The following is a 19,180-nucleotide window of genomic DNA, read 5'->3' as shown; positions in this document are numbered from 1 at the left end:
CCCTGTAAGGAGGCCCAATGTCAAAGCGAGGATTGCGGGGCCTCCCAATAATGTGCAGGGGTAACGGCAATGAATACACGTAAAATTGGGTTGGTTAACTATTTTGCCTACGGTTCGGGGGATTTTTTAGGCGCAGGCACCACGGCGTTAACCGCTGCCTGGCTACTCTATTTTTACACGACGTTCTGTGGCCTGACGCCAATCGAAGCAACCTTTATCTTCGCTACCGCCAGGGTGTTGGATGCCGTTGTTAGCCCATTAATGGGTTTTTTAACCGATAACTTTGGCTCCACCTGGCTCGGCAAACGCTTTGGGCGACGTAAGTTTTTTATTTTGTTGGGGATCCCCTGTGTCTTTAGCTACTCACTAATGTGGGTGGGTGATATGGGGTTCTGGTACTACCTGCTCACCTATCTGATTTTTGACGTGGTCTACACCATGATTCTGGTGCCATACGAAACGCTGGTACCCGAAATGACCGATGACTTTAAACAGAAAACCAAATTCTCCGGCGCGCGCATTTCGATGGCGCAAATGTCTGCCATTCTGGCCTCATTCTTACCTGGCGTTCTGCTGACGCTGTTTGGCAAGGACAACCCCGTCTCTTTTTTCTACGCCAGCCTGGTGTTTTCTGTGCTGTGTGCACTGATGCTGACCTTCGTCTGGTTCTTTACCTGGGAACGCCCACGGGAAGAGTGGACTGAGGCGGCGCTGCGAGCCGAAGAAGAGAAGAAAAGCCTGACCTTAAGTCAGAGTATGAACCGTTTATTTGTGGAACTGAGTTCAACACTGCGCATCCGTATCTTTCGCCAGCATTTAGGAATGTATCTTGGCGGCTATATTGCCCAGGACGTCTTTAACGCCGTCTTTACTTACTATGTGGTGTTTGTGCTGATGCAGGAAGCATCGATGGCGTCAAACCTGCTGGGTACGATGGCTATCTTCCAGTTTATTGCCGTTATCGCCATGATCCCATTGTGCATCCGTTTCGGACCTGCGCCGTCTTATCGCATGGTGGTCGTCCTGTTTGGCCTCAGTTCACTCTCCTATGCGGGGCTGTATTACGCCGGATTAAGCGATGTTTATTCTCTGTTGCTATTGGTTTCCGCCGTTGCGGGTTTAGGACGCGGTGGTATCAACTACGTTCCCTGGAATATCTACACCTATATTGCCGACGTTGACGAAGTGATCACCGGTCAGCGTCGGGAAGGGATCTTCGCCGGCATTATGACGTTAACGCGTAAAGCGTCGCAGGCGGGAGCGGTGATGCTGGTGGGGATTGTGATGCAGTTGTCTGGTTTTGTCTCCGGTCAGAGCGCACAACCCGCGGCGGTCAGCCATACCATCCTGTTAATTCTGAGCTGCGGAACGCTGATTGTTCTGGCGCTGGGTTTCCTGGTTTCCTTGCGCTTCAAACTGAACCTGCAAACGCACAGCACCCTGCGCGAAGAGACAGCAAAAATGCGTGAGTCCGGGCAACCCGTGCTGGAAGGACTTTCCGCTAAAGGACGCGCGACCGTAGAGATGCTATCGGGCATGCCTTATGAATCACTTTGGGGTAACAACAATATTGGTTACCTGAATCGTAATAAACCAGCGGCACCGAAACTGGAAAAGGGTGCTGTATTGAATTCGACATTGACAGAGGTTAAGTAAATGATTGTTTATCCGGTTAAACACAGTCCATTGTTGCGCCAGCCAGAACATTTTATTGCCAGGGATGAATTAAAAGCGTTGATCAAAAAGGTGACGCATAACCTGGTCAATATTCATGATGAGACCGGCGAGTTCTTGCTACGTCTGGATGACGGACGCGTTATTGATACCAAAGGCTGGGCGGGATGGGAGTGGACGCACGGCATCGGCTTGTACGGGATGTATCAGTATTATCAGCAAACCGGCGATGCCACGATGCGCGATATTATCGACAACTGGTTTGCCGATCGCTTTGCGGAAGGTGCAACGACCAAAAACGTTAACACCATGGCACCGTTTTTAACGCTGGTATATCGCTATGAAGAGACGCGTAATCCCGCGTATCTGCCGTGGCTCGACAGCTGGGCTGAGTGGGCAATGCATGATATGCCGCGTACCCAATTCGGCGGTATGCAGCACATTACGCTGGCGGAAGAAAATCACCAGCAGATGTGGGATGACACGTTGATGATGACGGTCTTACCGCTGGCGAAGATTGGCAAGTTGCTCAACCGTCCCGAGTATATTGAAGAGGCAACCTATCAGTTCCTGCTGCACGTGCAAAACCTGATGGATAAAGAAACGGGGCTGTGGTTCCACGGCTGGAGCTATGAAGGACAGCATAACTTCGCCAACGCTCGCTGGGCGCGTGGCAACAGCTGGTTAACTATAGTCATCCCGGATTTCCTCGAATTAGTTGATTTGCCGGAAAACAATGCAGTGCACCGCTATCTGGTGCAGGTTTTGAACGCGCAAATCGCGGCGCTGGCGAAGTGCCAGGATGAAAGCGGACTGTGGCACACCTTGCTGGACGACCCGCAGTCGTATCTGGAAGCCTCGGCAACCGCCGGATTTGCCTATGGGATCCTCAAAGCGGTACGTAAACGCTATGTCGGACAAGACTATGCGGCTGTAGCCGAAAAAGCCATCAGAGGCATTGTGCAACATATTTCGCCGGAAGGTGAATTGCTGCATACCTCGTTTGGTACCGGGATGGGCCACAATCTCGATTTCTACCGCAACATCCCACGGACCTCCATGCCTTACGGTCAGGCGATGGCGATGCTATGCCTTACCGAATACTTGCGTAAGTATTTTTGATATCGGTGTCCGATGGCGTTGCGGCTATCGGACCCGCTTGTGCGTCGTCGTCCTGCGCAGCAAACAGATGATCCATGATTTGACGCATGACTGGTGCGGCGGTGACGCCATCGCTGCCGCCGTTTTCCAGAATTAACGCTATGGCGACTTTTGGGTTCTTATATGGCGCAAATGCGGTATAGAACACGTGGTCGCGCAGACGTACGGGGATCATTTTCGCATCGTAGGTCTGATTTTCTTTCAGGCTAAAGACCTGTGATGTGCCACTTTTCGCTGCAATGCCGTAAGGCGCGGTGTGAAAGAACTTATAACCGGTACCGTTTGGCTCATTCGCCATGCCGAACATCGCTTGACGCACCAGTCCCCAGTAGGGGGACGAAGCAGAGGCAATTTGTGACGGTGCTTCGGGTGCCTGGTACGGCGTGATGACTTTTCCGCTCTCTTCATCACGTAGCAGGTGAGGGGCGATAACCTTGCCGTTGTTAATCAGCGCGACCATGGCTTTAACCATCTGGATCGGCGTGGCAATCCAGTAGCCCTGGCCGATGCCAACCGAAATGGTATCTCCCTGATACCAGGCTTTTTTATGCACTTTCTGCTTCCATTCGCGGCTCGGGAGCAGGCCGTTATACTCCTCACCAAGATCGATGCCGGTCGGCTTGCCATAGCCAAACTGGCTGAGCATGCTGTTAATACGGTCAATCCCCATCATATACGCCACCTGATAAAAGAATGTGTCGGCAGATTCTTCAATTGCTTTGGTGACATCCAGCATACCGTGGCCCGTTTTTTTCCAGTCACGGTAATGTCGCTCCGTGCCGGGGAGCGTCCAGGTGGGGGCGCCGAAGAAACGGGTCTGCGGCGTGATCACGCCGTCCAGTAATGCTGACATCGCCATATACGGTTTGACCGTGGAGGCGGGAGGATACAACCCCTGCGTGACGCGGTTGATTAACGGCAGGTCCTTATCCTGAAGCAGCTTGTTATAGTCCTGATAGCTGATACCTTTGACAAACGGGTTGGGGTCATAGCTGGGGTTCGAAACCATTGCCAGCACGGAACCGTCATGTGGATCCTCAACCAAAACGGCGGCCCGCTGGCCCACCAACAGACTCTCAATATATTGCTGTAAATGGAGGTCCAGCGTCAGATGGATATCTTTTCCGGCAACGGGCGGCACATCTTTGATCAGGCGTACGATGCGTCCGTGGTTATCAACTTCGACCTCCTGATAACCGGTTTTCCCATGCAGTTCATTTTCATAGTAGTGCTCGATACCCTGCTTACCGATGTTGTGATCGGCGGCGTAGTTCTCTGTCAGGCCTTTTTGATCGAGCGCTTTCAGGTCGTTGTCATTGATTTTTGACACATAGCCAAGGACATGCGCCAGCGCTGCGCCATAAGGGTACTGGCGGTCTTCATAGCTATTGATATTGACGCCGCTGAAATGAAACTGGTTAACCGAGAAGCGGGCGATTTCCACATCGGTCAGCGCATTTTTTAGCACGACCGGGCGATAGCGGCTGCTGGCTTTCAGCGCATGGCGAAACTGGTCAATGTCATCAGGAGTGAGGTCAATGATAGGCGTGAGCTGCCTGATCAGGGCATTCATATCACTGATTTTATAAGGCGTACCGGAAATGTCGTACCAGGTTACGTTGCGCACCAGCGGGATGCCGTTGCGATCGTAAATCATGCCGCGCGTCGGGGCCACGGGCAGCATTTTGATGTCGTTTGCATTTGAGCGGGTGGTGTAATACTGGTGCTGACAGATTTGTAAGTTGTAGAGATTGTAAATCAGGATGCCAAAGCAGATGACCACCAGGCCAAAGGCCACCAATACACGCCGCTGGAAGAGTTTTTCCTCCGCCTCAAAATCTCTGAATGTCATTGACCCGTACCCGATTAATTCGCCGCCTCATGATACGGAGGCTTAAACGGGATGACAGGCAAAAAATGTTCCATATCTCTACGGAAATGTGTCATTCCTTGTGAGTTGTTACAGATGGCCTGTTACAGAAATAAAAAAGGCCTGAGTCCGAATTTCGGAGTCAGACCTGATAGGTGAGCTGATTTACATACGTTCTACGGTTTCGATACCCAGCGTATCCAGACCCAGCTTCAGGGTTTTCGCCGTCAACTGTGCCAGTTTCAGGCGGCTGTTACGAATCTCTTCGTTTTCAGCGCTAAGGATTGGGCAGTGCTCGTAGAAGCCGGAGAACAGACCGGCAACGTCGTACAGGTAAGCACACATCACGTGCGGCGTACCTTCACGTGCAACAACGGTCAGCGTTTCTTCAAACTGCAGCAGACGCGCAGCCAGCTGAGCCTCGCGATCTTCACTGATAATCACCTGCGCATTTGCCAGCGCGCTTTCGTCGATATCCGCTTTACGGAACACGGACAGTACGCGGGTGTAGGCGTACTGCATATACGGCGCAGTGTTCCCTTCGAACGCCAGCATATTGTCCCAGTCGAAGATGTAGTCGGTGGTACGGTTTTTGGACAGATCGGCATATTTCACCGCGCCGATACCGACCGCATTCGCCAGTTTTTCCAGCTCGTCGGCAGGCATGTCCGGGTTCTTCTCCGCTACCAGACGGCGTGCGCGTTCCAGCGCTTCATCCAGCAGATCGGCCAGTTTAACCGTGCCACCCGCACGGGTTTTGAACGGCTTGCCGTCTTTACCCAGCATCATACCGAACATGTGGTGTTCCAGCGGCACAGAGTCCGGCACATAACCGGCTTTACGCACGATGGTCCAGGCCTGCATTAAGTGCTGATGCTGACGGGAGTCGATGTAATAAAGTACGCGGTCGGCATGCAGCGTTTCATAACGGTACTTGGCGCAGGCGATGTCGGTCGTGGTGTAGAGATAGCCGCCATCTTTCTTCTGAATGATTACGCCCATCGGTTCACCTTCCTTGTTCTTATACTCATCAAGGAATACGACGGTAGCGCCTTCGCTTTCAACAGCCAGGCCTTTAGCTTTGAGATCGGCCACGATGCCAGGCAGCATCGGGTTGTACAGGCTTTCACCCATGACGTCGTCACGGGTCAGGGTGACGTTCAGGCGATCGTAGGTTAACTGGTTTTGCGACATGGTGATGTCGACCAGTTTGCGCCACATCTCACGGAAGTACTCGTCGCCGCCTTGCAGCTTCACGACATAACTCCGGGCACGTTCCGCGAAGGCTTCATCTTCGTCGTAATGTTTTTTCGCATCACGGTAGAAACCTTCAAGGTCAGCCAGCGCCATCTCGCCAGCATTTTCCTGCTGCTGTTTTTCCAGCCATGCGATGAGCATACCGAACTGAGTACCCCAGTCGCCGACGTGGTTGGCGCGGATAACATTGTGACCGAGGAACTCCAGCGTACGCACCGCAGCGTCACCGATGATGGTGGAACGCAGGTGACCAACGTGCATCTCTTTCGCTACGTTAGGTGCGGAGTAATCAACCACAACGGTTTGTTTAGCCGGTTGGGTGACGCCCAGACGATCGGAAGCCAGCGCCTGCTGAACGTGCTGCGCCAGAAATGCCGGATCGAGAAAAATATTGATAAAGCCCGGGCCTGCAATTTCAACTTTGCTGGCGATCCCGTTGAGATCCAAATGAGTCAGCACCTGCTCAGCCAGTTGTCGCGGCGCCATACCCAGTTTTTTAGCGACAGCCATCATACCGTTAGCCTGATAGTCGCCGAACTGTACTTTTGCTGACTGACGAACCTGCGGTTCGCAATCTGCAGGCGCGCCTGCAGCAATCATGGCCTGACTGACTTTTTCTGAGAGAAGAGCCTGAATATTCACCGGAATACCTTACATTTATGAAGCGGCTTAAAATGCACCGCACCAGTTTAAGAATTAAGGGCGGGAGTATACTGCAAATGCCCGTTGCCGTCAGCATTGCGAGTATCGCCAGCAGCCTGAAATATAAACATTGTCATTACGTATAATTATTCATATTGCGCTTAAGAAAATCAGCAGTTGGTTGGGGCTGCGCAACAGGGTAAATTAGCGGCTTTGAATATGGATATGAGCTTTCATTATGGCGAACTGGCAAACAGTTGCAGAACTGCATGATATTTCCGCAGATTTACCGCATTTCATTCAGGCGTTAACGGATCTTTCCACTCGCCTTGGGCTGGATATCTCATCGCTTGAAGCCGATCACATTTCTCTGCGTTGTCATCAAAATACCACCGCAGAGCGCTGGCGTCGTGGGTTTGAACAGTGCGGCGAATTGCTGTCAGAAAATATCATCAATGGCCGACCGATTTGCTTGTTCAAACTCGATGAGCCAGTTTGTGTGCAACACTGGCAATTTACTATCGTAGAACTGCCGTGGCCGGGCGAAAAACGTTATCCGCATGAAGGCTGGGAGCATGTTGAAATTGTTCTGCCGGGTGAGGTGGAGACGCTGAATGCACGAGCGCTGGCGCTGCTTTCAGATCACGGGCTGAGCCAGCCGGGTATATTTGTAAAAACCAGTTCGCCAAAAGGCGAGCGCGAACGTTTACCGAATCCAACGCTGGCGGTCAGCGATGGCAGCGTGACGATAAAATTCCATCCGTGGTCGATTGAGGCCATTGTGGCAAGCGAACGTCAGGAGTGAGTATGGCATTACTGGAAATCTGCTGTTACAGCATGGAGTGCGCGCGCACGGCGCAGCAAAACGGCGCGGATCGCATTGAGCTTTGCTCGGCGCCCAAAGAAGGGGGCTTAACACCGTCCCTGGGCGTCTTGCGTTCGGTTCGCCAGCATATCTCGATTCCGGTCAATCCCATTATTCGCCCGCGCGGGGGCGACTTTTGTTACACCGACGGTGAATTCGCTGCAATGCTGGATGATATTGCAATGGTAAGAGATCTGGGGTTCTCAGGGTTGGTAACCGGCATTTTAGATGCAGAGGGTGATGTCGATATGCCGCGCATGGAGAAAATAATGATCGCGGCGGGACCGCTGCACGTCACTTTTCATCGGGCCTTTGACATGTGCGCTAACCCACTCAATGCGCTAAAAAAATTAGCTGATTTGGGCATCGCCAGAGTGCTGACTTCCGGGCAAAAATCAGATGCGGCGCAAGGTTTAACAAAAATTATGGAACTTATTGCGCAGGGGGATGCTCCAATCATTATGGCCGGAGCGGGGGTTCGCGCCTCGAATTTGTCCCTGTTCCTTGATGCTGGAGTGCAGGAAGTCCACAGTTCTGCCGGAGTATGGCTGGCTTCCCCCATGCGTTATCGCAATTCGGGGTTGTCGATGTCTTCGGATGCACAGGCGGATGAGTATTCACGCTATGCAGTAGACGGGGCGGCGGTTGCGGAAATGAAAGCAATCATTGCACACCACCAGGCCAGCTGATTTTACCGTTGCATCATGTCGCCCAATATGATGCTTGCTCGTACCAGGCCCCTGCAATTTCAACAGGGGCCTTTTTTTATCCTGCATATTTCAAGCCGCAGCGTAGTTGTCTGCCTTGCTGCAAGTTGAACTATTTTGCAGAAAGAGTGCTATCTGGCAAAAATGATTACGGCTTACGTGCAATCAATACCGCGCGTAATGGGGCCGGGTAGCCTTCCACCGTTTTGCTGTGATCGTTCGGGTCGAGGAAGTCGGCCAGGGATTCGGTTATCATCCACTCGGTGCGGCGCTGCTCTTCGGTGGTGGTGACGCAGACATCAGCGATGCGCACATCAACAAACCCACATTTTTCCAGCCAGTTTTTTAACGCCAGCGCAGAAGGAATAAAGTAAACGTTACGCATCTGCGCGTAGCGATCGCCCGGTACCAGTACGGTATTTTCATCACCTTCGACGACCAGCGTTTCCAGTACCAGTTCGCCATCTTTCACCAACTGATCCTTCAACTGCCACAGGTGTTCCAGCGGTGAACGGCGGTGATAAAGCACTCCCATGGAGAATACGGTATCAAAGGCGTTGAGCGCCGGAAGCTGCTCAATACCCAGCGGCAGCAGGTGAGCGCGCTGGTCATTGCCCAGCAGTTTACGTACTGCCTCAAACTGGCACAGAAACAGTTGGGTAGGATCGATACCAACCGCCAGATGCGCCCCCGCGCCAATCATGCGCCACATGTGATATCCACTCCCGCAGCCGACATCAAGAATGGTGCGCCCGGTGAGGTCAGACAAGTGCGGCAGAACGCGATCCCATTTCCAGTCCGAGCGCCACTCGGTATCTATATTGACGCCGTACAACGAGTACGGCCCTTTACGCCATGGCATCAGGTTACGCATCAAGGTGTCGATACGTTTGAGCTGACCGTCGCTGAGCGGCTCATCGCTTTCGGCGGTAACGCTATGCAGTAAGTCCAGGCGATGCGGCGTCAGCTCGGGCAGAAACTCGACGGCATTTGACCACTGCTTAAACAAGCCGTGCTGATCGCGCTGCCAGGTCGCGATTTGCGCCGGGAGCGTTTCCAGCCAATGGGAAAGGTGATTTTTGGCAATCAGTTGATAAAAGTTACCAAAGTCGATCATGCGCTAACCTCGGCTTTCAGTGCCACCAGAGAACCAAAGTTAAAGCACTGGAACCACAATTCGCTGTGTTCAAAGCCCGCCTGATGCAGTCTCGCTTTGTGCGTTTCGACCGAGTCGGTCAGCATCACGTTCTCCAGCATGCTGCGCTTTTGGCTGATTTCCAGCTCGCTATAGCCATTTGCCCGTTTGAAATCGTGGTGCATGTTGAACAGCAGCTCGCCAACGTTAGCGTCTTCGAAACTGAATTTTTCAGACAGTACCAGCGCGCCGCCGGGGTTCAGCCCCTGATAAATCTTATCCAACAATGCCTGGCGCTCAGGTGGCTCAAGGAATTGCAGGGTAAAATTCAGCACCACCATCGAGGCGTTTTCGATAGTAATGTTGCGAATATCGCCTTCGACAACGTCAACCGGTGTCGGCGCTTTATAGGCGTCAATATGACGGCGGCAGCGCTCAACCATGGCCGGGGAGTTATCAACGGCAATAATTTTGCAATTCTCGTGATGAATATTGCGACGCACCGAGAGCGTCGCCGCGCCCAGAGAACAGCCCAGATCGTAGACCTGTGTGTTGGGTTGTACGAAACGTTCGGCCAACATCCCAATCATAGAAATGATATTGGAATAGCCAGGAACGGATCGCTGGATCATATCCGGGAAGACTTCAGCTACCCGTTCATCAAAGGTCCAGTCACCCAGACTGGCGATAGGCGCAGAAAAAAGCGTGTCGCGGTGAGACATAACGTAAAAATCCGGGAAAAATAAAGTGGCGTATTGTGCGCTAATGCAGGGAGAAAACCAACTCCCAGGGCATATACCAAAGATTCGCCAGCACCATTAGCAACAGCGAACACCAGGTCGCGCTCATGCCTGAACGGCGCCAGCGGAAAAGCCGGTGATGGAATCCGTAATAATGCATCAGTCGTCCGGCAATCAAAATCAGCCCGCAAATATGCACCATCCACGTTTCTGCGCCGTTCATCTCCATAAATAACAGCAGCACCAATGCGACGGGAATATATTCCACCGCATTACCGTGAATGCGGATAGCGCTTTGTAGTTCACTAAAACCTCCGTCACCATATGCAACGCGGTATTGCATGCGCAGGCGAACGACGTCAAAGGAGAACTTAATTAACAATAACGCACCCAATACGGCATAAAGCGCGCTTACCATACAAACTCCCTTTTAAAATGGCTGATGGCATTGACTATGATAGGTGGCATTTTCAGAAAAGAGAAGATTGCTGTGGAATAGACGGAGCTGATCCGATCTCTGGCAGGGCGCTGCGTAAATTTGCCCATAGCGTATCGACAAGCTCCGGGGCCTGCGCGATATCCGGGGTATGTAAAAACAGATACGGCGTTGTGGTTTGTTGCCATTGCGACAGCTTGGTCAGCCAGACGGCAAAAAACGCGCTGTTTTGTGCCATATTATCGCTGCCGATAAAGCGTACCATCGGATGGTTTGCCGTCACCACCGCATGCACCGGAACCTTTGGCTTCTTGCGCTGGGCGTCACGTATCGCTTCAGTATGTGGTATTGCGGCATGTACCGGTCGACTGTCCAGAATCACCCGATTTACCCTGCGCTCATGTAGGCCTCGATTGAATCGTTGCTCTGTTTCGCCTTTGGCAAAGAAGTCCGGATGGCGAACTTCCACACCGTAGGTAAAGGATTTGGGGAGCGCATCAAGAAACTGCCACAAGGCAGGCAGGTCGTGCGGGCCAAAAGTCGCGGGTAATTGCAGCCAGTATTGCCCAATGCGTGATTCAAGTGGCGACATGCGCGTGAAAAACTCTTGTACCAGGTCATCGCAATTACGCAGCGCGGCCTGATGCGAAATGGTGGCCGGAAACTTAAAACAAAATCGAAACGCATCGGTAGTCTGCGCATGCCAGCGGGCCACAATGTCGGCTTTTGGCAGCGCGTACAGCGTGGTATTGCCCTCCACACAGTTAACATGACGGGCGTTAGGGGTTAACTTACTGATTTTAATAATCCTCCCGCACTGTTCTCGTGGCTATGGGGCATCAATGGGGCAAAATCTGCCAGCTTCTGATTCAGCATTCCGATCTGCTCTGCGCTGCTGTCAGCCATCCATGCCCCATACACATTGAACACCATCTGGGCGCTCGCATGCCCCATCTGACTGGCAATAAAACTCGGGTTTGCACCAGCAGATAATGACCAGCACGCATAGGTATGTCGTGACTGGTACGCCTTTCTGTGTCTGATTCCTGCGCGCTTTAGTGCCGCTTCCCATGAGTCGCCTACAGAATCGACCCGGTAGATAAATCCGACCTGCTTACTGCGTCTTACCACATGCGGGTTAAAGACGAATGTACACTCATGGTTCACCACACGGCCATACTCACGTAACTGAACTTCAATGTGATGTTGCCTGCCCAGCCTTGTCATTTCAGCCTGATTTTTCAGGATACTGATTGCGGGCTGGATAAGATGCACCACTCGATCTGTGCTTGCCTCGGTTTTCGGTAGAGTGAACTCACCAAGTTTCGTATAATTACGCCTGACGGTAATTGTTCCCGCCTTCAGGTCGATATCTTCCCAGGCCAGGGAGACCAGTTCCCCGTGACGCATTCCTGTGTACACTGCTAATGACCACAGGTTTTTCGTCTGCTGATGCCGGCACGCATCTATCAGGCGAATAAATTCATCACGAGAAAGAGGATCTGGTTCTGCCCTGGCTTTTTTCAGAGGCTTAATTCCCTCGAATGGGTTCACCTCTAAGTAACCGTGATCCGCAGCAAACTGAAACATTCCGGCCATTGTCGTCATGTAATAGTTCACAGTAACAACGCTTCGCCCTTTTGCCGGGGATTTGTTCTTCGTCGGATTCTGGTAACCAGTTAGCAAATCTTTCCTGAGATACAGCAATTCCTCTTTGGTTACTGCTGACGCCAGGCGATTACCTCCGATCCTCGGCACCATATTCCTTGCGACAGACTCATAGCGATTGAATGCGTTCGCGCAGATTTCCATCCGTTTCAGATCCAGCCATTTTTCTTCAAGTTCTTTCACTGTAATGTCTTTTTTACTTACACCAAAAGCCTTGAGGTTAGGGGAGTCAGGAAACTGGGTTGCATAATCAAATGTTCCTGTGCGGATGGCAAAACATACTGATGTCCGCAGTTCCCCGGCTATCTTCCTGTTCTTAGCGGTGTCAGGGACACCGAGACTTTCCCTGACACGCTTACCTTTAAAATTAAACCAGATGCGTAAAGTGCCACCGTGGTTTTCGACGCCTGTTGGATATGTGACTTTATCCATTGGTGTTACCTCCAGACGCCCAAGAGCGATACGAGCTTACCTTTTTCATGGCATCAAATCACCCTGGCTGCTTGCTTTTCATTGAAGCGACCCAGGCATCTACAGCCTTTCTGTTATACATGCACTCACTGGAAGGTTTAGGATTCCCGTCAGGCGATACGTGGATATACTCCCTCCCAACCATCCAGCATTCTTTTCTGGCTCGGAGGATGGTACCGGGTTTGAGCCCGGTAACCGCGATAAGAACGCTTTCACAGACCCACTCGTTGGGGGCTAACTGGAGAATATTGCTCATGGTTATTTATCCATTACCCTGGCTGCACCCAGGGGAATTACAGATCGCTGCTGGTGGCCGGAATCAACTTATTCCAGATCGCGGACACGTATTTTGCCTGATGTCGCGCATCGGCCAGTGCGTTATGTGCAACCCCATCGAATGGCATATCTCGCTTTGGATCGAAACCCACAACTCTGCCTAATGTGACGATGGTTCTGACGTCGTGATCGTTCCAAAATTGCCACGGACAAACCTGGCCGGCGCGCTCATATGCGCCGCGCAATATAACGTTGTCGAAAGTAGCTCCATTGCCCCAAACTTTTAAATATTTTGGGTTATCAGAATGCCGATTAATGAAATGGCTCAGTTCAGATAGGGCAGACGATATTGGCAGAGAATCATCAACACAGATTGCTGATCGTGCTTCTGGGCTTTGTCTTAACCACCACAGAATAGTGTCACCATCCGGCACTGCTCCCTGTTCCATAGCACTTTCAAGGTTAACGGCGGTGTAAAACTCCTGACCCAGTTCACCGCTTTGCGGATCGAAGAACACGGCACCAATGGAGACGATAGGGGCATTCGGTTTTTTGCCCATGGATTCAAGGTCGATCATTAAATTGTTCACGTTAAATATTCTCCTGCTGCGGTGCTGCTGGATATGCGCTACTAACCTGTCCAGGCTCGTTACTGCCTGTGCATGCATTCCTGTGGTCATTGGCATGAGGGCAGCGTTTGTTTCCGCATTCAGGGCAAACGACAAATCGCATGTCACTCATCGTCACCGGTCGGCAAGTTCTGCACCAACCATCCGGAGTTACCGGAGAGTTGCCAGCCTGGAGAATAGATTTCAGCGCTGCCCTTGGCATTGCCGACCAGGCAAGAAATACGTCTGGCCTGTCGACATCTTCTGTCGGGAGAGTGTTTTCGATTTCGTCCAGCGCATCACTTAGCTTCTGAAATGCGTCGTCTGGAACAACGTGGCACTCTTCGCCATCAACCTCTTGCTGACAGCTATCATCTGCGAGTTCGAATGCGGCCCCGCAAACATTGAGCAGCATTTCAATAACGCGACGGTGTTCTGCTGTTACGTAATTCTCCGGCACTACCTGCGCTGGCGGGGCAGTGTAGAGTGGTATCACTTTGACGCCATCCCAAGCCAAATCCCTTGCTCGCTCCTCATCATTGGTAACATGCCATTGATTTAGGTGGAACCATCGCCACGCCATAGGCTCAGCATCAAACGCCGCAATAGCCCCATCAATCACCTTCACAGCATCAGCCATTGCGTAGCCGAGATTACCGCCATCACTTTGAGCTGATGCTTTGCTGAGTATTTCGCTTATCTGGTGCAGGCGATCGAGTGATACAGGACCGTTCGCTGGGTGGTTGTTAGTTGTCATGAGTTAGTCCTTCCCGATAACTGCGTTAATTTGATTAAGAACGATATCTGTCATCACTCCTTTCCCGTTTACGGAGACGTGGGCCATAATTTCACTTCGCGCTGCTTTGAGCGTTCCGACGCTCACCATGACCATTCTCTGATTCTCTTTGTTTGCAGACTGCAAACGCTCTAAAGGTGATTTGTCAGCCATCTCACTCCCCCTTCACGCCAATGCCATCGATAAATCGCGATGGTGACCAATCGCAATATGTGTCAGATTCTGTGTGGCCGAACATGGCTTTACAGCGCCGGATGTGATGGCAGTTACCGCACGTAGCGCCAGCAGGTAGCCGCATCTTGTCAGGGTCAGCGGGGTCATAGTTCAGCGCCTGTTTGTTGAGTGCTGTCATTGGGCTGTCTCCCAGCAGATTTGAACCGCATAACTGGTTTTCACTCGCTTCACTGCACCGAGGGCCTCAAGCTTTTTCAGGCGGCGCAGTACATACGCTGTCTTGGTTCCCTTGTATTTATCGCGTAACCAGTGAGTGACCACATAGGTCATGCAATTGCCATGGTCACGAAGCACCTGGATGATTTCCTCATCGGTTGGCTTGCTCATAGCGCGGCTCCTTTGCGAAGTTGGGTGGCGCGATTACTGGCCTGCTGGAGAACCATCTTCCAGCCAACAACCTCATGCATATCTGATGAGCACCTCTGGTTGGAGAACTTGACCAACATTGTTTTAGCCACGCCAGCTAAGCTATCAAGTTCGCTGGCCCGCACTTCAGCCAGGAAAGCGTCGGTGGCTGGGGCTTTTCCAGCTTTGCGCTCAATGGCGCATTGAAGACCTTGAATGGCATCCACAACGCGACTGCTGTCAAGATAGGTCTTACTACGATATACGTGCCTCATAACATCTGATGCGCACTCTTTCACGGTTACACTCTCCGCCGCCAGCTCCCTGCACTTGCTCTCGGCGTTAGCGAGCTGTACTGCCATGTCTGTGAGTTTTGCCCGTAATCCATCCTCACAATTATGTGAACCGCTCATACCGCGCCGCCATGAAAAACCGCAGTCGCAATAAAAAACATTATTTTTTTCGGTAATCATGATGTTTCTCCATGACGCAGAGCGGCGATAGCTTTGTGCTCGTCGATAATTTCCACGACTTCTGCATGTACCAATCCTTCGAGAGCGATAACACCTGTGTCGCTTATACCCACCACGCTGATCAGCTCTACAAGGCGACGCGCTTTCTTAATGCTAATTTCGGGCGCTATAACGCTTCGGGTGACTTTTTTCTTGCCTTTGGCAGCAGCAGAAGCTTTATCCTTCTGGAGAACCTCCCCGGCCTTTTCGCCGAACTCTTTTACGCGGTCAACTGCCACATCTACGGACACGGCCCCGGATTTAACTTCATTCTGAACGTCGTGGTTAGCAGTGCTTAGAAGCAGAAGTTTTTCAACAGTCGGCACAGATTTGTTAACCAGCTTTGCAATCTCGCTGGTGGTCTGGTTGAAAGCGTTATGAAGCTCCTGAATAACAGCAGCCTGTTCAATATCGGAAAGGGGAAGTTGGTTATTACTGGTCATGATGCGAGCCAGTCGCTGCACATCGTTACCGTTGAACGGCATGATATGAATGCGGTCTACTGGCTTACCTGCTTCAGCACAACGCGCATAGCAACGGCGACGGCGGTGACCTTCAACAACCCACACACCACCTTCATCACGTGCGATAACTTCCAGTGGAGGGACGGTGCCACCGTTCATCAGATAGTTAAACAGGTCGTCATCTGCCTGGCGGGTGCGTTCGTCGTCTTCACGCTTGTTGAAACCTTCACGCACGTGGATATGTTCAAGGCTGATAAACATCCCGGTATCGGTGCGCTTGATGGTCCCGTCACGGGACATCTGTTTGAATGAGTTAGCAGCCATTACGCAGTACCTTCACGAAGTTGGTTAGCAAACAACAGAGCCTGATTTCCTGCGTAAACAATGCTTTCTTCTTGCTCTTCTTTCCCTATGGCAAGAGTGGCGTTTGCGTACTTTTCCACGCCAGTGGCTTCAATATCGCGAATAACCTGATCGGTTACTGGAGTTAACTCGCGTAATTCTCTCTGCGCCTCCAGCATGTGCATATTGGTCGGCGATTTGGTATGACGTTCAACGATGCGGTCGCACTCTTTGGCCCAGCAGACAACGTCATCGCGTAAAACGGTGTTCTCGATGGCCAGTGATTTACGCTGTTCCATTGACTCGCACAGCGCAACGCTGACGATATCAAGGCGGTTAGCCAGTTCGGTCATTATCACGCGGTAAGCAACCGGAAGGAGAGGGGCCGCTTTACGGGCTGCATCGATCAGTTGCTCTCTGGTCATACGTGGTTGTAACTCAGTGACGTTCTGTGTGGTCGTCATGGTTAGTTTCTCCGTGTTATATGCGCCCTGCACGGCGCTGAATTTTGATTGAACGAATCCCGGCACTATGGATGCTGCCTAATTCGTTGAATTAATGATTAGTTAAAAATATTCCCTGTTATCCGATCGAACTCGTTCGAGAATAATTTTTGCCTCTTCGAATGATGGTGCCAGTAAAGCCTTTTCAACTGCTCTGGCGAAGCAGGTAGCATCACATTCGTAACTATCAGATTTTGATTCCCATTCGGAAGCATCTTCTTCGGCGTCTGAAATACGATCTTCATATTCAGATTCCAACTCACGCCTTACTTCGGCGCGAAGACGCTCGCGAATGATGTCTGATGCCTCGTCCAGTGGGAGAATAATCAGTAAATTTTCGGGCTGGTAAGTACCGTACTTAACCGCCAGATCATTTGCAGACATACAACCTCCAGAAAAAGTGCCCGCCGCGAAGCGGGCTAAGAATATTTCTCCAATTCAACCAGAACAGTCTCAACGTCTCCTGTAAGGTTGAGATGGCGTTATTACCATCACCAAGCACCCAGTGGATGCTTGAGGCTGATCGCCATAACCGGTACTGCAATGCCGGTGCTTAGTTCTCCACTCAATTGAAAGCGCGTTCCGCTGGTTTTGGATTTAACGAACTGGCACTTAATGACAAGGGACAGAACGCGCTTTCAGTTGAGTAAAAAGGGCGGTACCAGGGACTTCAAAGGTTGGTACTGGTACCGCCAAGACTCCACACAGCTTTCTTACTTCCTAGTACCACGCTGGCAACGTGATTCTGGTGCAGCATGCAGGGTTCGAACCTGCGACCCACGGCTTAGAAGGCCGTTGCTCTATCCAGCTGAGCTAATGCCACAACGGTAAGAGCACTGCATTCTTTTCAATCTTGGCGTTGCGACAGACTTAACAATCACAGCCAACATACAAATGCTCTTACCTGTTGTGTTCGCGGTGTCTACTTCCCTCCTGTCACGGTTCTTTCCCCGCGTCCGTCGCTCATTTCCGACTGTCAGCTTGCTTGATATGGCTCATTGGCTAAGACTCTACATAATCAGTAGTAGTCACCGTTCCAGCTTCAGGGAGTGGACATACCTCCGTCTCTCCGGCTGTCACCCTTGGCGTTTCATCCAGTTGCAGGCCGTAGCCACTTACCAGACGGACGTCACTCGAACTTCGTGTTGCGGGTTACACCTGTACTACGCGTCGAGTCCGCGCCCTGCAGTTAGCCTCTCATGCAGGGAAAGCTGTGTTAATGGCAGTAGGTTGCCAGCCGAGCAGCTAAGACACATTGAAGAGAGCACTAAATGATGCTTCTAAACAGCTATCGGTTGGGCATCACGTCCGCGTTGCGGGTCGATGTGCTTATTCACAGATAATGCTCTCATCGTTGTGTGCCGGTCTTTCCCGGCTGTCAGTTCTTTATTGCCATTTGAACTCATCGGCCTAACGAGTTTTAACGACCTTTCCCGTTTGCATAATCTTGTCGCGGCGGATATCGCTGCCGAAGCGCCACTGTCCAGGACATTTAAAAGGACCGTCTCCAAGTGGTAACTCTTCCAGTCCCGGTAAGAACCCCGCGAGATGCTTACCGTGACCGCCTTATGCTCCCTAAAAAGATGGCTGCCACAAAGTGTGGTAAGTGACAGCCATTACAGGATACCGAGGCATCACCAGATGAATGTAACTATGGGTTCGTCTGGTGTGTTTTAAATGTACCTTTAGTTACCATGGCGGTCAAGTAAGTTAATGTACTTTTTGTTACCTTGAAGGCGAAAAAAATGCCAGAATGATATCTGGCATTAGAAATGAGTTATTTAGATGTTCTGCGTTATCTGAACAACTTTGCCTACAATGCGGCAATTGCCATCAATGGGGATCGGCTTAAAGGCGGGATTAAGCGGCATGAGATATGAGTAAGGGCTATCCCAAACAAGTTTCTTCACAGTCGCTTCTGCTGAACCATCAAGTATTGCTACGACAATTTTCCCATACAGGTCATCAAGTTGTCCGTAATGTGGCTCAACAATAACGATTGAGCCCTCAGGAATTGATGGAAGTCCATGTGGGTTAGTCATTGACTCACCACGAACCACCAATCCGAAAACTTCATCAGAAACGTTTGCTGTGGTTTGAGTCCATGAAATCACATCAGTAAGCCTTGAGCATGCATAGGTATCAGTCCATACCCCGGCCTGAACAGCAGAGATAATAGGAACGGCGGTAGGTGGCTTCAGGTATGGGATAACTTTGGTGTCATCTTGAGTCTCATCACCCTTGCCGTAAAGAATCCATTCAGGAGTGGTCTGTAAAGCCATCGCTAGTTGGTGAAGGTTTTCTCCGTCAGGCTTAGTTGTACCGTTCTCCCATTTGGTAACGGATACTCTACTCACCCCAAGGCGTTTAGCCAGGGTCTGCTGAGTTATATCGAGCTGGACTCGCCGGGATCTTATTCGGTCTTTCATCTCTGTTTTCATGTAACCAATGTTACATTGATTCCTTGTAACTGT

Annotated in this window: 22 protein-coding genes and 1 tRNA gene; 4 read left to right on the top strand and 19 right to left on the bottom strand. The window is 51.3% G+C overall.

All coding sequences use genetic code 11. The annotated features are described in order from the left end of the window. The first annotated feature begins 69 nt into the window (after nt 1-69). Both GPJ68_RS14055 and GPJ68_RS14050 read left to right on the top strand, forming a co-directional pair. A complete protein-coding gene (locus GPJ68_RS14055) occupies nt 70-1,656 on the top strand; it encodes an MFS transporter (protein WP_016153426.1) in 1,587 nt (528 codons plus the stop codon). Beyond that, nucleotides 1,657-2,796, top strand: a complete 1,140-nt coding sequence (locus GPJ68_RS14050) for a glycoside hydrolase family 105 protein (protein ID WP_180836775.1) — start codon at nt 1,657-1,659, stop codon at nt 2,794-2,796. Here the strand turns inward: GPJ68_RS14050 and mrdA are convergent. After that, entirely contained in the window at nt 2,768-4,687 is a 1,920-nt protein-coding gene (mrdA, locus tag GPJ68_RS14045) for a penicillin-binding protein 2 (protein WP_180836771.1), read from the bottom strand. The two genes, GPJ68_RS14050 and mrdA, sit on opposite strands and share 29 nt — an antisense overlap. Before the next feature lie 183 nt (nt 4,688-4,870). Beyond that, nucleotides 4,871-6,604 carry an arginine--tRNA ligase gene (gene argS / locus GPJ68_RS14040; RefSeq protein ID WP_016153423.1) on the bottom strand — a complete coding sequence of 578 codons (1,734 nt, stop codon included), beginning with the start codon at nt 6,602-6,604 and terminating at the stop codon, nt 4,871-4,873. 238 nt (nt 6,605-6,842) lie between these two features. On the opposite strand from argS, the gene GPJ68_RS14035 reads away from it, so the two are divergent. Beyond that, nucleotides 6,843-7,409, top strand: a complete 567-nt coding sequence (locus GPJ68_RS14035) for a VOC family protein (protein ID WP_016153422.1) — start codon at nt 6,843-6,845, stop codon at nt 7,407-7,409. A 2-nt stretch (nt 7,410-7,411) separates the two neighbouring features. Beyond that, nucleotides 7,412-8,158 (top strand): copper homeostasis protein CutC, encoded by a 747-nt coding sequence (gene cutC, locus GPJ68_RS14030; RefSeq protein WP_080858819.1) that lies wholly within the window; start codon nt 7,412-7,414, stop codon nt 8,156-8,158. A 166-nt stretch (nt 8,159-8,324) separates the two neighbouring features. Here cutC and cmoB read toward each other — a convergent pair whose 3' ends face one another. From cmoB to GPJ68_RS13945, 17 genes are all read right to left on the bottom strand, one after another. After that, a complete protein-coding gene (cmoB, locus tag GPJ68_RS14025; protein ID WP_016153420.1) occupies nt 8,325-9,293 on the bottom strand; it encodes a tRNA 5-methoxyuridine(34)/uridine 5-oxyacetic acid(34) synthase CmoB in 969 nt (322 codons plus the stop codon). Continuing rightward, nucleotides 9,290-10,033, bottom strand: a complete 744-nt coding sequence (gene cmoA / locus GPJ68_RS14020; RefSeq protein WP_016153419.1) for a carboxy-S-adenosyl-L-methionine synthase CmoA — start codon at nt 10,031-10,033, stop codon at nt 9,290-9,292. The genes cmoB and cmoA overlap by 4 nt, the downstream gene beginning before the upstream one ends. 40 nt (nt 10,034-10,073) lie before the next feature. Continuing rightward, nucleotides 10,074-10,469 (bottom strand): MAPEG family protein, encoded by a 396-nt coding sequence (locus GPJ68_RS14015; RefSeq protein WP_016153418.1) that lies wholly within the window; start codon nt 10,467-10,469, stop codon nt 10,074-10,076. Between the two features lie 52 nt (nt 10,470-10,521). Further along, entirely contained in the window at nt 10,522-11,295 is a 774-nt protein-coding gene (locus GPJ68_RS14010; protein WP_172452814.1) for a DUF72 domain-containing protein, read from the bottom strand. Further along, nucleotides 11,274-12,587 (bottom strand): site-specific integrase, encoded by a 1,314-nt coding sequence (locus GPJ68_RS14005; RefSeq protein ID WP_104651430.1) that lies wholly within the window; start codon nt 12,585-12,587, stop codon nt 11,274-11,276. Before GPJ68_RS14005 ends, GPJ68_RS14010 begins: the two co-directional genes overlap by 22 nt. A gap of 58 nt (nt 12,588-12,645) precedes the next feature. After that, the gene (locus GPJ68_RS14000) at nt 12,646-12,882 is read right to left on the bottom strand and encodes an excisionase family protein (RefSeq protein WP_065944758.1); all 237 of its coding nucleotides are present in this window, start codon (nt 12,880-12,882) and stop codon (nt 12,646-12,648) included. 37 nt (nt 12,883-12,919) lie between these two features. Beyond that, on the bottom strand, nt 12,920-13,492 hold the full coding sequence (locus GPJ68_RS13995; RefSeq protein WP_104651429.1) for a 3'-5' exonuclease: 573 nt from the start codon (nt 13,490-13,492) through the stop codon (nt 12,920-12,922). Between the two features lies 1 nt (nt 13,493). Beyond that, nucleotides 13,494-14,267 carry a hypothetical protein gene (locus tag GPJ68_RS13990; protein WP_180836759.1) on the bottom strand — a complete coding sequence of 258 codons (774 nt, stop codon included), beginning with the start codon at nt 14,265-14,267 and terminating at the stop codon, nt 13,494-13,496. Between the two features lie 3 nt (nt 14,268-14,270). After that, nucleotides 14,271-14,459, bottom strand: a complete 189-nt coding sequence (locus tag GPJ68_RS13985) for a hypothetical protein (protein ID WP_101701132.1) — start codon at nt 14,457-14,459, stop codon at nt 14,271-14,273. Between the two features lies 1 nt (nt 14,460). Further along, on the bottom strand, nt 14,461-14,658 hold the full coding sequence (locus GPJ68_RS13980) for a hypothetical protein (protein WP_255489268.1): 198 nt from the start codon (nt 14,656-14,658) through the stop codon (nt 14,461-14,463). Then, the gene (locus GPJ68_RS13975; protein WP_180836755.1) at nt 14,655-14,867 is read right to left on the bottom strand and encodes a hypothetical protein; all 213 of its coding nucleotides are present in this window, start codon (nt 14,865-14,867) and stop codon (nt 14,655-14,657) included. Before GPJ68_RS13975 ends, GPJ68_RS13980 begins: the two co-directional genes overlap by 4 nt. Further along, complete coding sequence (locus GPJ68_RS13970) at nt 14,864-15,358, bottom strand: hypothetical protein (protein ID WP_180837436.1); 495 nt, start codon at nt 15,356-15,358, stop codon at nt 14,864-14,866. The genes GPJ68_RS13975 and GPJ68_RS13970 overlap by 4 nt, the downstream gene beginning before the upstream one ends. Continuing rightward, entirely contained in the window at nt 15,355-16,185 is an 831-nt protein-coding gene (locus GPJ68_RS13965; protein ID WP_137361859.1) for a chromosome partitioning protein ParB, read from the bottom strand. The genes GPJ68_RS13970 and GPJ68_RS13965 overlap by 4 nt, the downstream gene beginning before the upstream one ends. Continuing rightward, entirely contained in the window at nt 16,185-16,667 is a 483-nt protein-coding gene (locus GPJ68_RS13960; RefSeq protein WP_255489266.1) for a hypothetical protein, read from the bottom strand. Before GPJ68_RS13960 ends, GPJ68_RS13965 begins: the two co-directional genes overlap by 1 nt. A gap of 102 nt (nt 16,668-16,769) precedes the next feature. Continuing rightward, nucleotides 16,770-17,090 (bottom strand): hypothetical protein, encoded by a 321-nt coding sequence (locus tag GPJ68_RS13955; RefSeq protein ID WP_047416128.1) that lies wholly within the window; start codon nt 17,088-17,090, stop codon nt 16,770-16,772. Between the two features lie 362 nt (nt 17,091-17,452). Beyond that, a tRNA-Arg gene (locus GPJ68_RS13950) sits at nt 17,453-17,529 on the bottom strand. 958 nt (nt 17,530-18,487) lie between these two features. Continuing rightward, nucleotides 18,488-19,147 carry a LexA family transcriptional regulator gene (locus GPJ68_RS13945; RefSeq protein WP_072284236.1) on the bottom strand — a complete coding sequence of 220 codons (660 nt, stop codon included), beginning with the start codon at nt 19,145-19,147 and terminating at the stop codon, nt 18,488-18,490. Nucleotides 19,148-19,180 lie beyond the last annotated feature (33 nt).

Origin of the sequence: Citrobacter sp. 172116965, assembly GCF_013458095.1 — a bacterium.
In the GTDB taxonomy this organism is placed as follows: Bacteria; Pseudomonadota; Gammaproteobacteria; order Enterobacterales; family Enterobacteriaceae; genus Citrobacter; species Citrobacter braakii.
This window is presented reverse-complemented; position numbering and strand designations above follow the sequence as displayed.

Bases quoted from the DNA above. Each gene is read 5' to 3' on its own strand.
- GPJ68_RS13980 (WP_255489268.1), bottom strand. From the start codon at position 14,658: ATGACAGCACTCAACAAACAGGCGCTGAACTATGACCCCGCTGACCCT.
- GPJ68_RS13945 (WP_072284236.1), bottom strand. From the start codon at position 19,147: ATGAAAACAGAGATGAAAGACCGAATAAGATCCCGGCGAGTCCAGCTC.
- GPJ68_RS13975 (WP_180836755.1), bottom strand. From the start codon at position 14,867: ATGAGCAAGCCAACCGATGAGGAAATCATCCAGGTGCTTCGTGACCAT.
- mrdA (WP_180836771.1), bottom strand. From the start codon at position 4,687: ATGACATTCAGAGATTTTGAGGCGGAGGAAAAACTCTTCCAGCGGCGT.
- GPJ68_RS14005 (WP_104651430.1), bottom strand. From the start codon at position 12,587: ATGGATAAAGTCACATATCCAACAGGCGTCGAAAACCACGGTGGCACT.
- cutC (WP_080858819.1), top strand. From the start codon at position 7,412: ATGGCATTACTGGAAATCTGCTGTTACAGCATGGAGTGCGCGCGCACG.
- GPJ68_RS14050 (WP_180836775.1), top strand. From the start codon at position 1,657: ATGATTGTTTATCCGGTTAAACACAGTCCATTGTTGCGCCAGCCAGAA.
- GPJ68_RS14035 (WP_016153422.1), top strand. From the start codon at position 6,843: ATGGCGAACTGGCAAACAGTTGCAGAACTGCATGATATTTCCGCAGAT.
- GPJ68_RS13955 (WP_047416128.1), bottom strand. From the start codon at position 17,090: ATGTCTGCAAATGATCTGGCGGTTAAGTACGGTACTTACCAGCCCGAA.
- GPJ68_RS14015 (WP_016153418.1), bottom strand. From the start codon at position 10,469: ATGGTAAGCGCGCTTTATGCCGTATTGGGTGCGTTATTGTTAATTAAG.
- GPJ68_RS14055 (WP_016153426.1), top strand. From the start codon at position 70: ATGAATACACGTAAAATTGGGTTGGTTAACTATTTTGCCTACGGTTCG.
- cmoA (WP_016153419.1), bottom strand. From the start codon at position 10,033: ATGTCTCACCGCGACACGCTTTTTTCTGCGCCTATCGCCAGTCTGGGT.
- GPJ68_RS13965 (WP_137361859.1), bottom strand. From the start codon at position 16,185: ATGGCTGCTAACTCATTCAAACAGATGTCCCGTGACGGGACCATCAAG.
- GPJ68_RS13960 (WP_255489266.1), bottom strand. From the start codon at position 16,667: ATGACGACCACACAGAACGTCACTGAGTTACAACCACGTATGACCAGA.
- GPJ68_RS14000 (WP_065944758.1), bottom strand. From the start codon at position 12,882: ATGAGCAATATTCTCCAGTTAGCCCCCAACGAGTGGGTCTGTGAAAGC.
- cmoB (WP_016153420.1), bottom strand. From the start codon at position 9,293: ATGATCGACTTTGGTAACTTTTATCAACTGATTGCCAAAAATCACCTT.
- GPJ68_RS13970 (WP_180837436.1), bottom strand. From the start codon at position 15,358: ATGATTACCGAAAAAAATAATGTTTTTTATTGCGACTGCGGTTTTTCA.
- GPJ68_RS13985 (WP_101701132.1), bottom strand. From the start codon at position 14,459: ATGGCTGACAAATCACCTTTAGAGCGTTTGCAGTCTGCAAACAAAGAG.
- GPJ68_RS13990 (WP_180836759.1), bottom strand. From the start codon at position 14,267: ATGACAACTAACAACCACCCAGCGAACGGTCCTGTATCACTCGATCGC.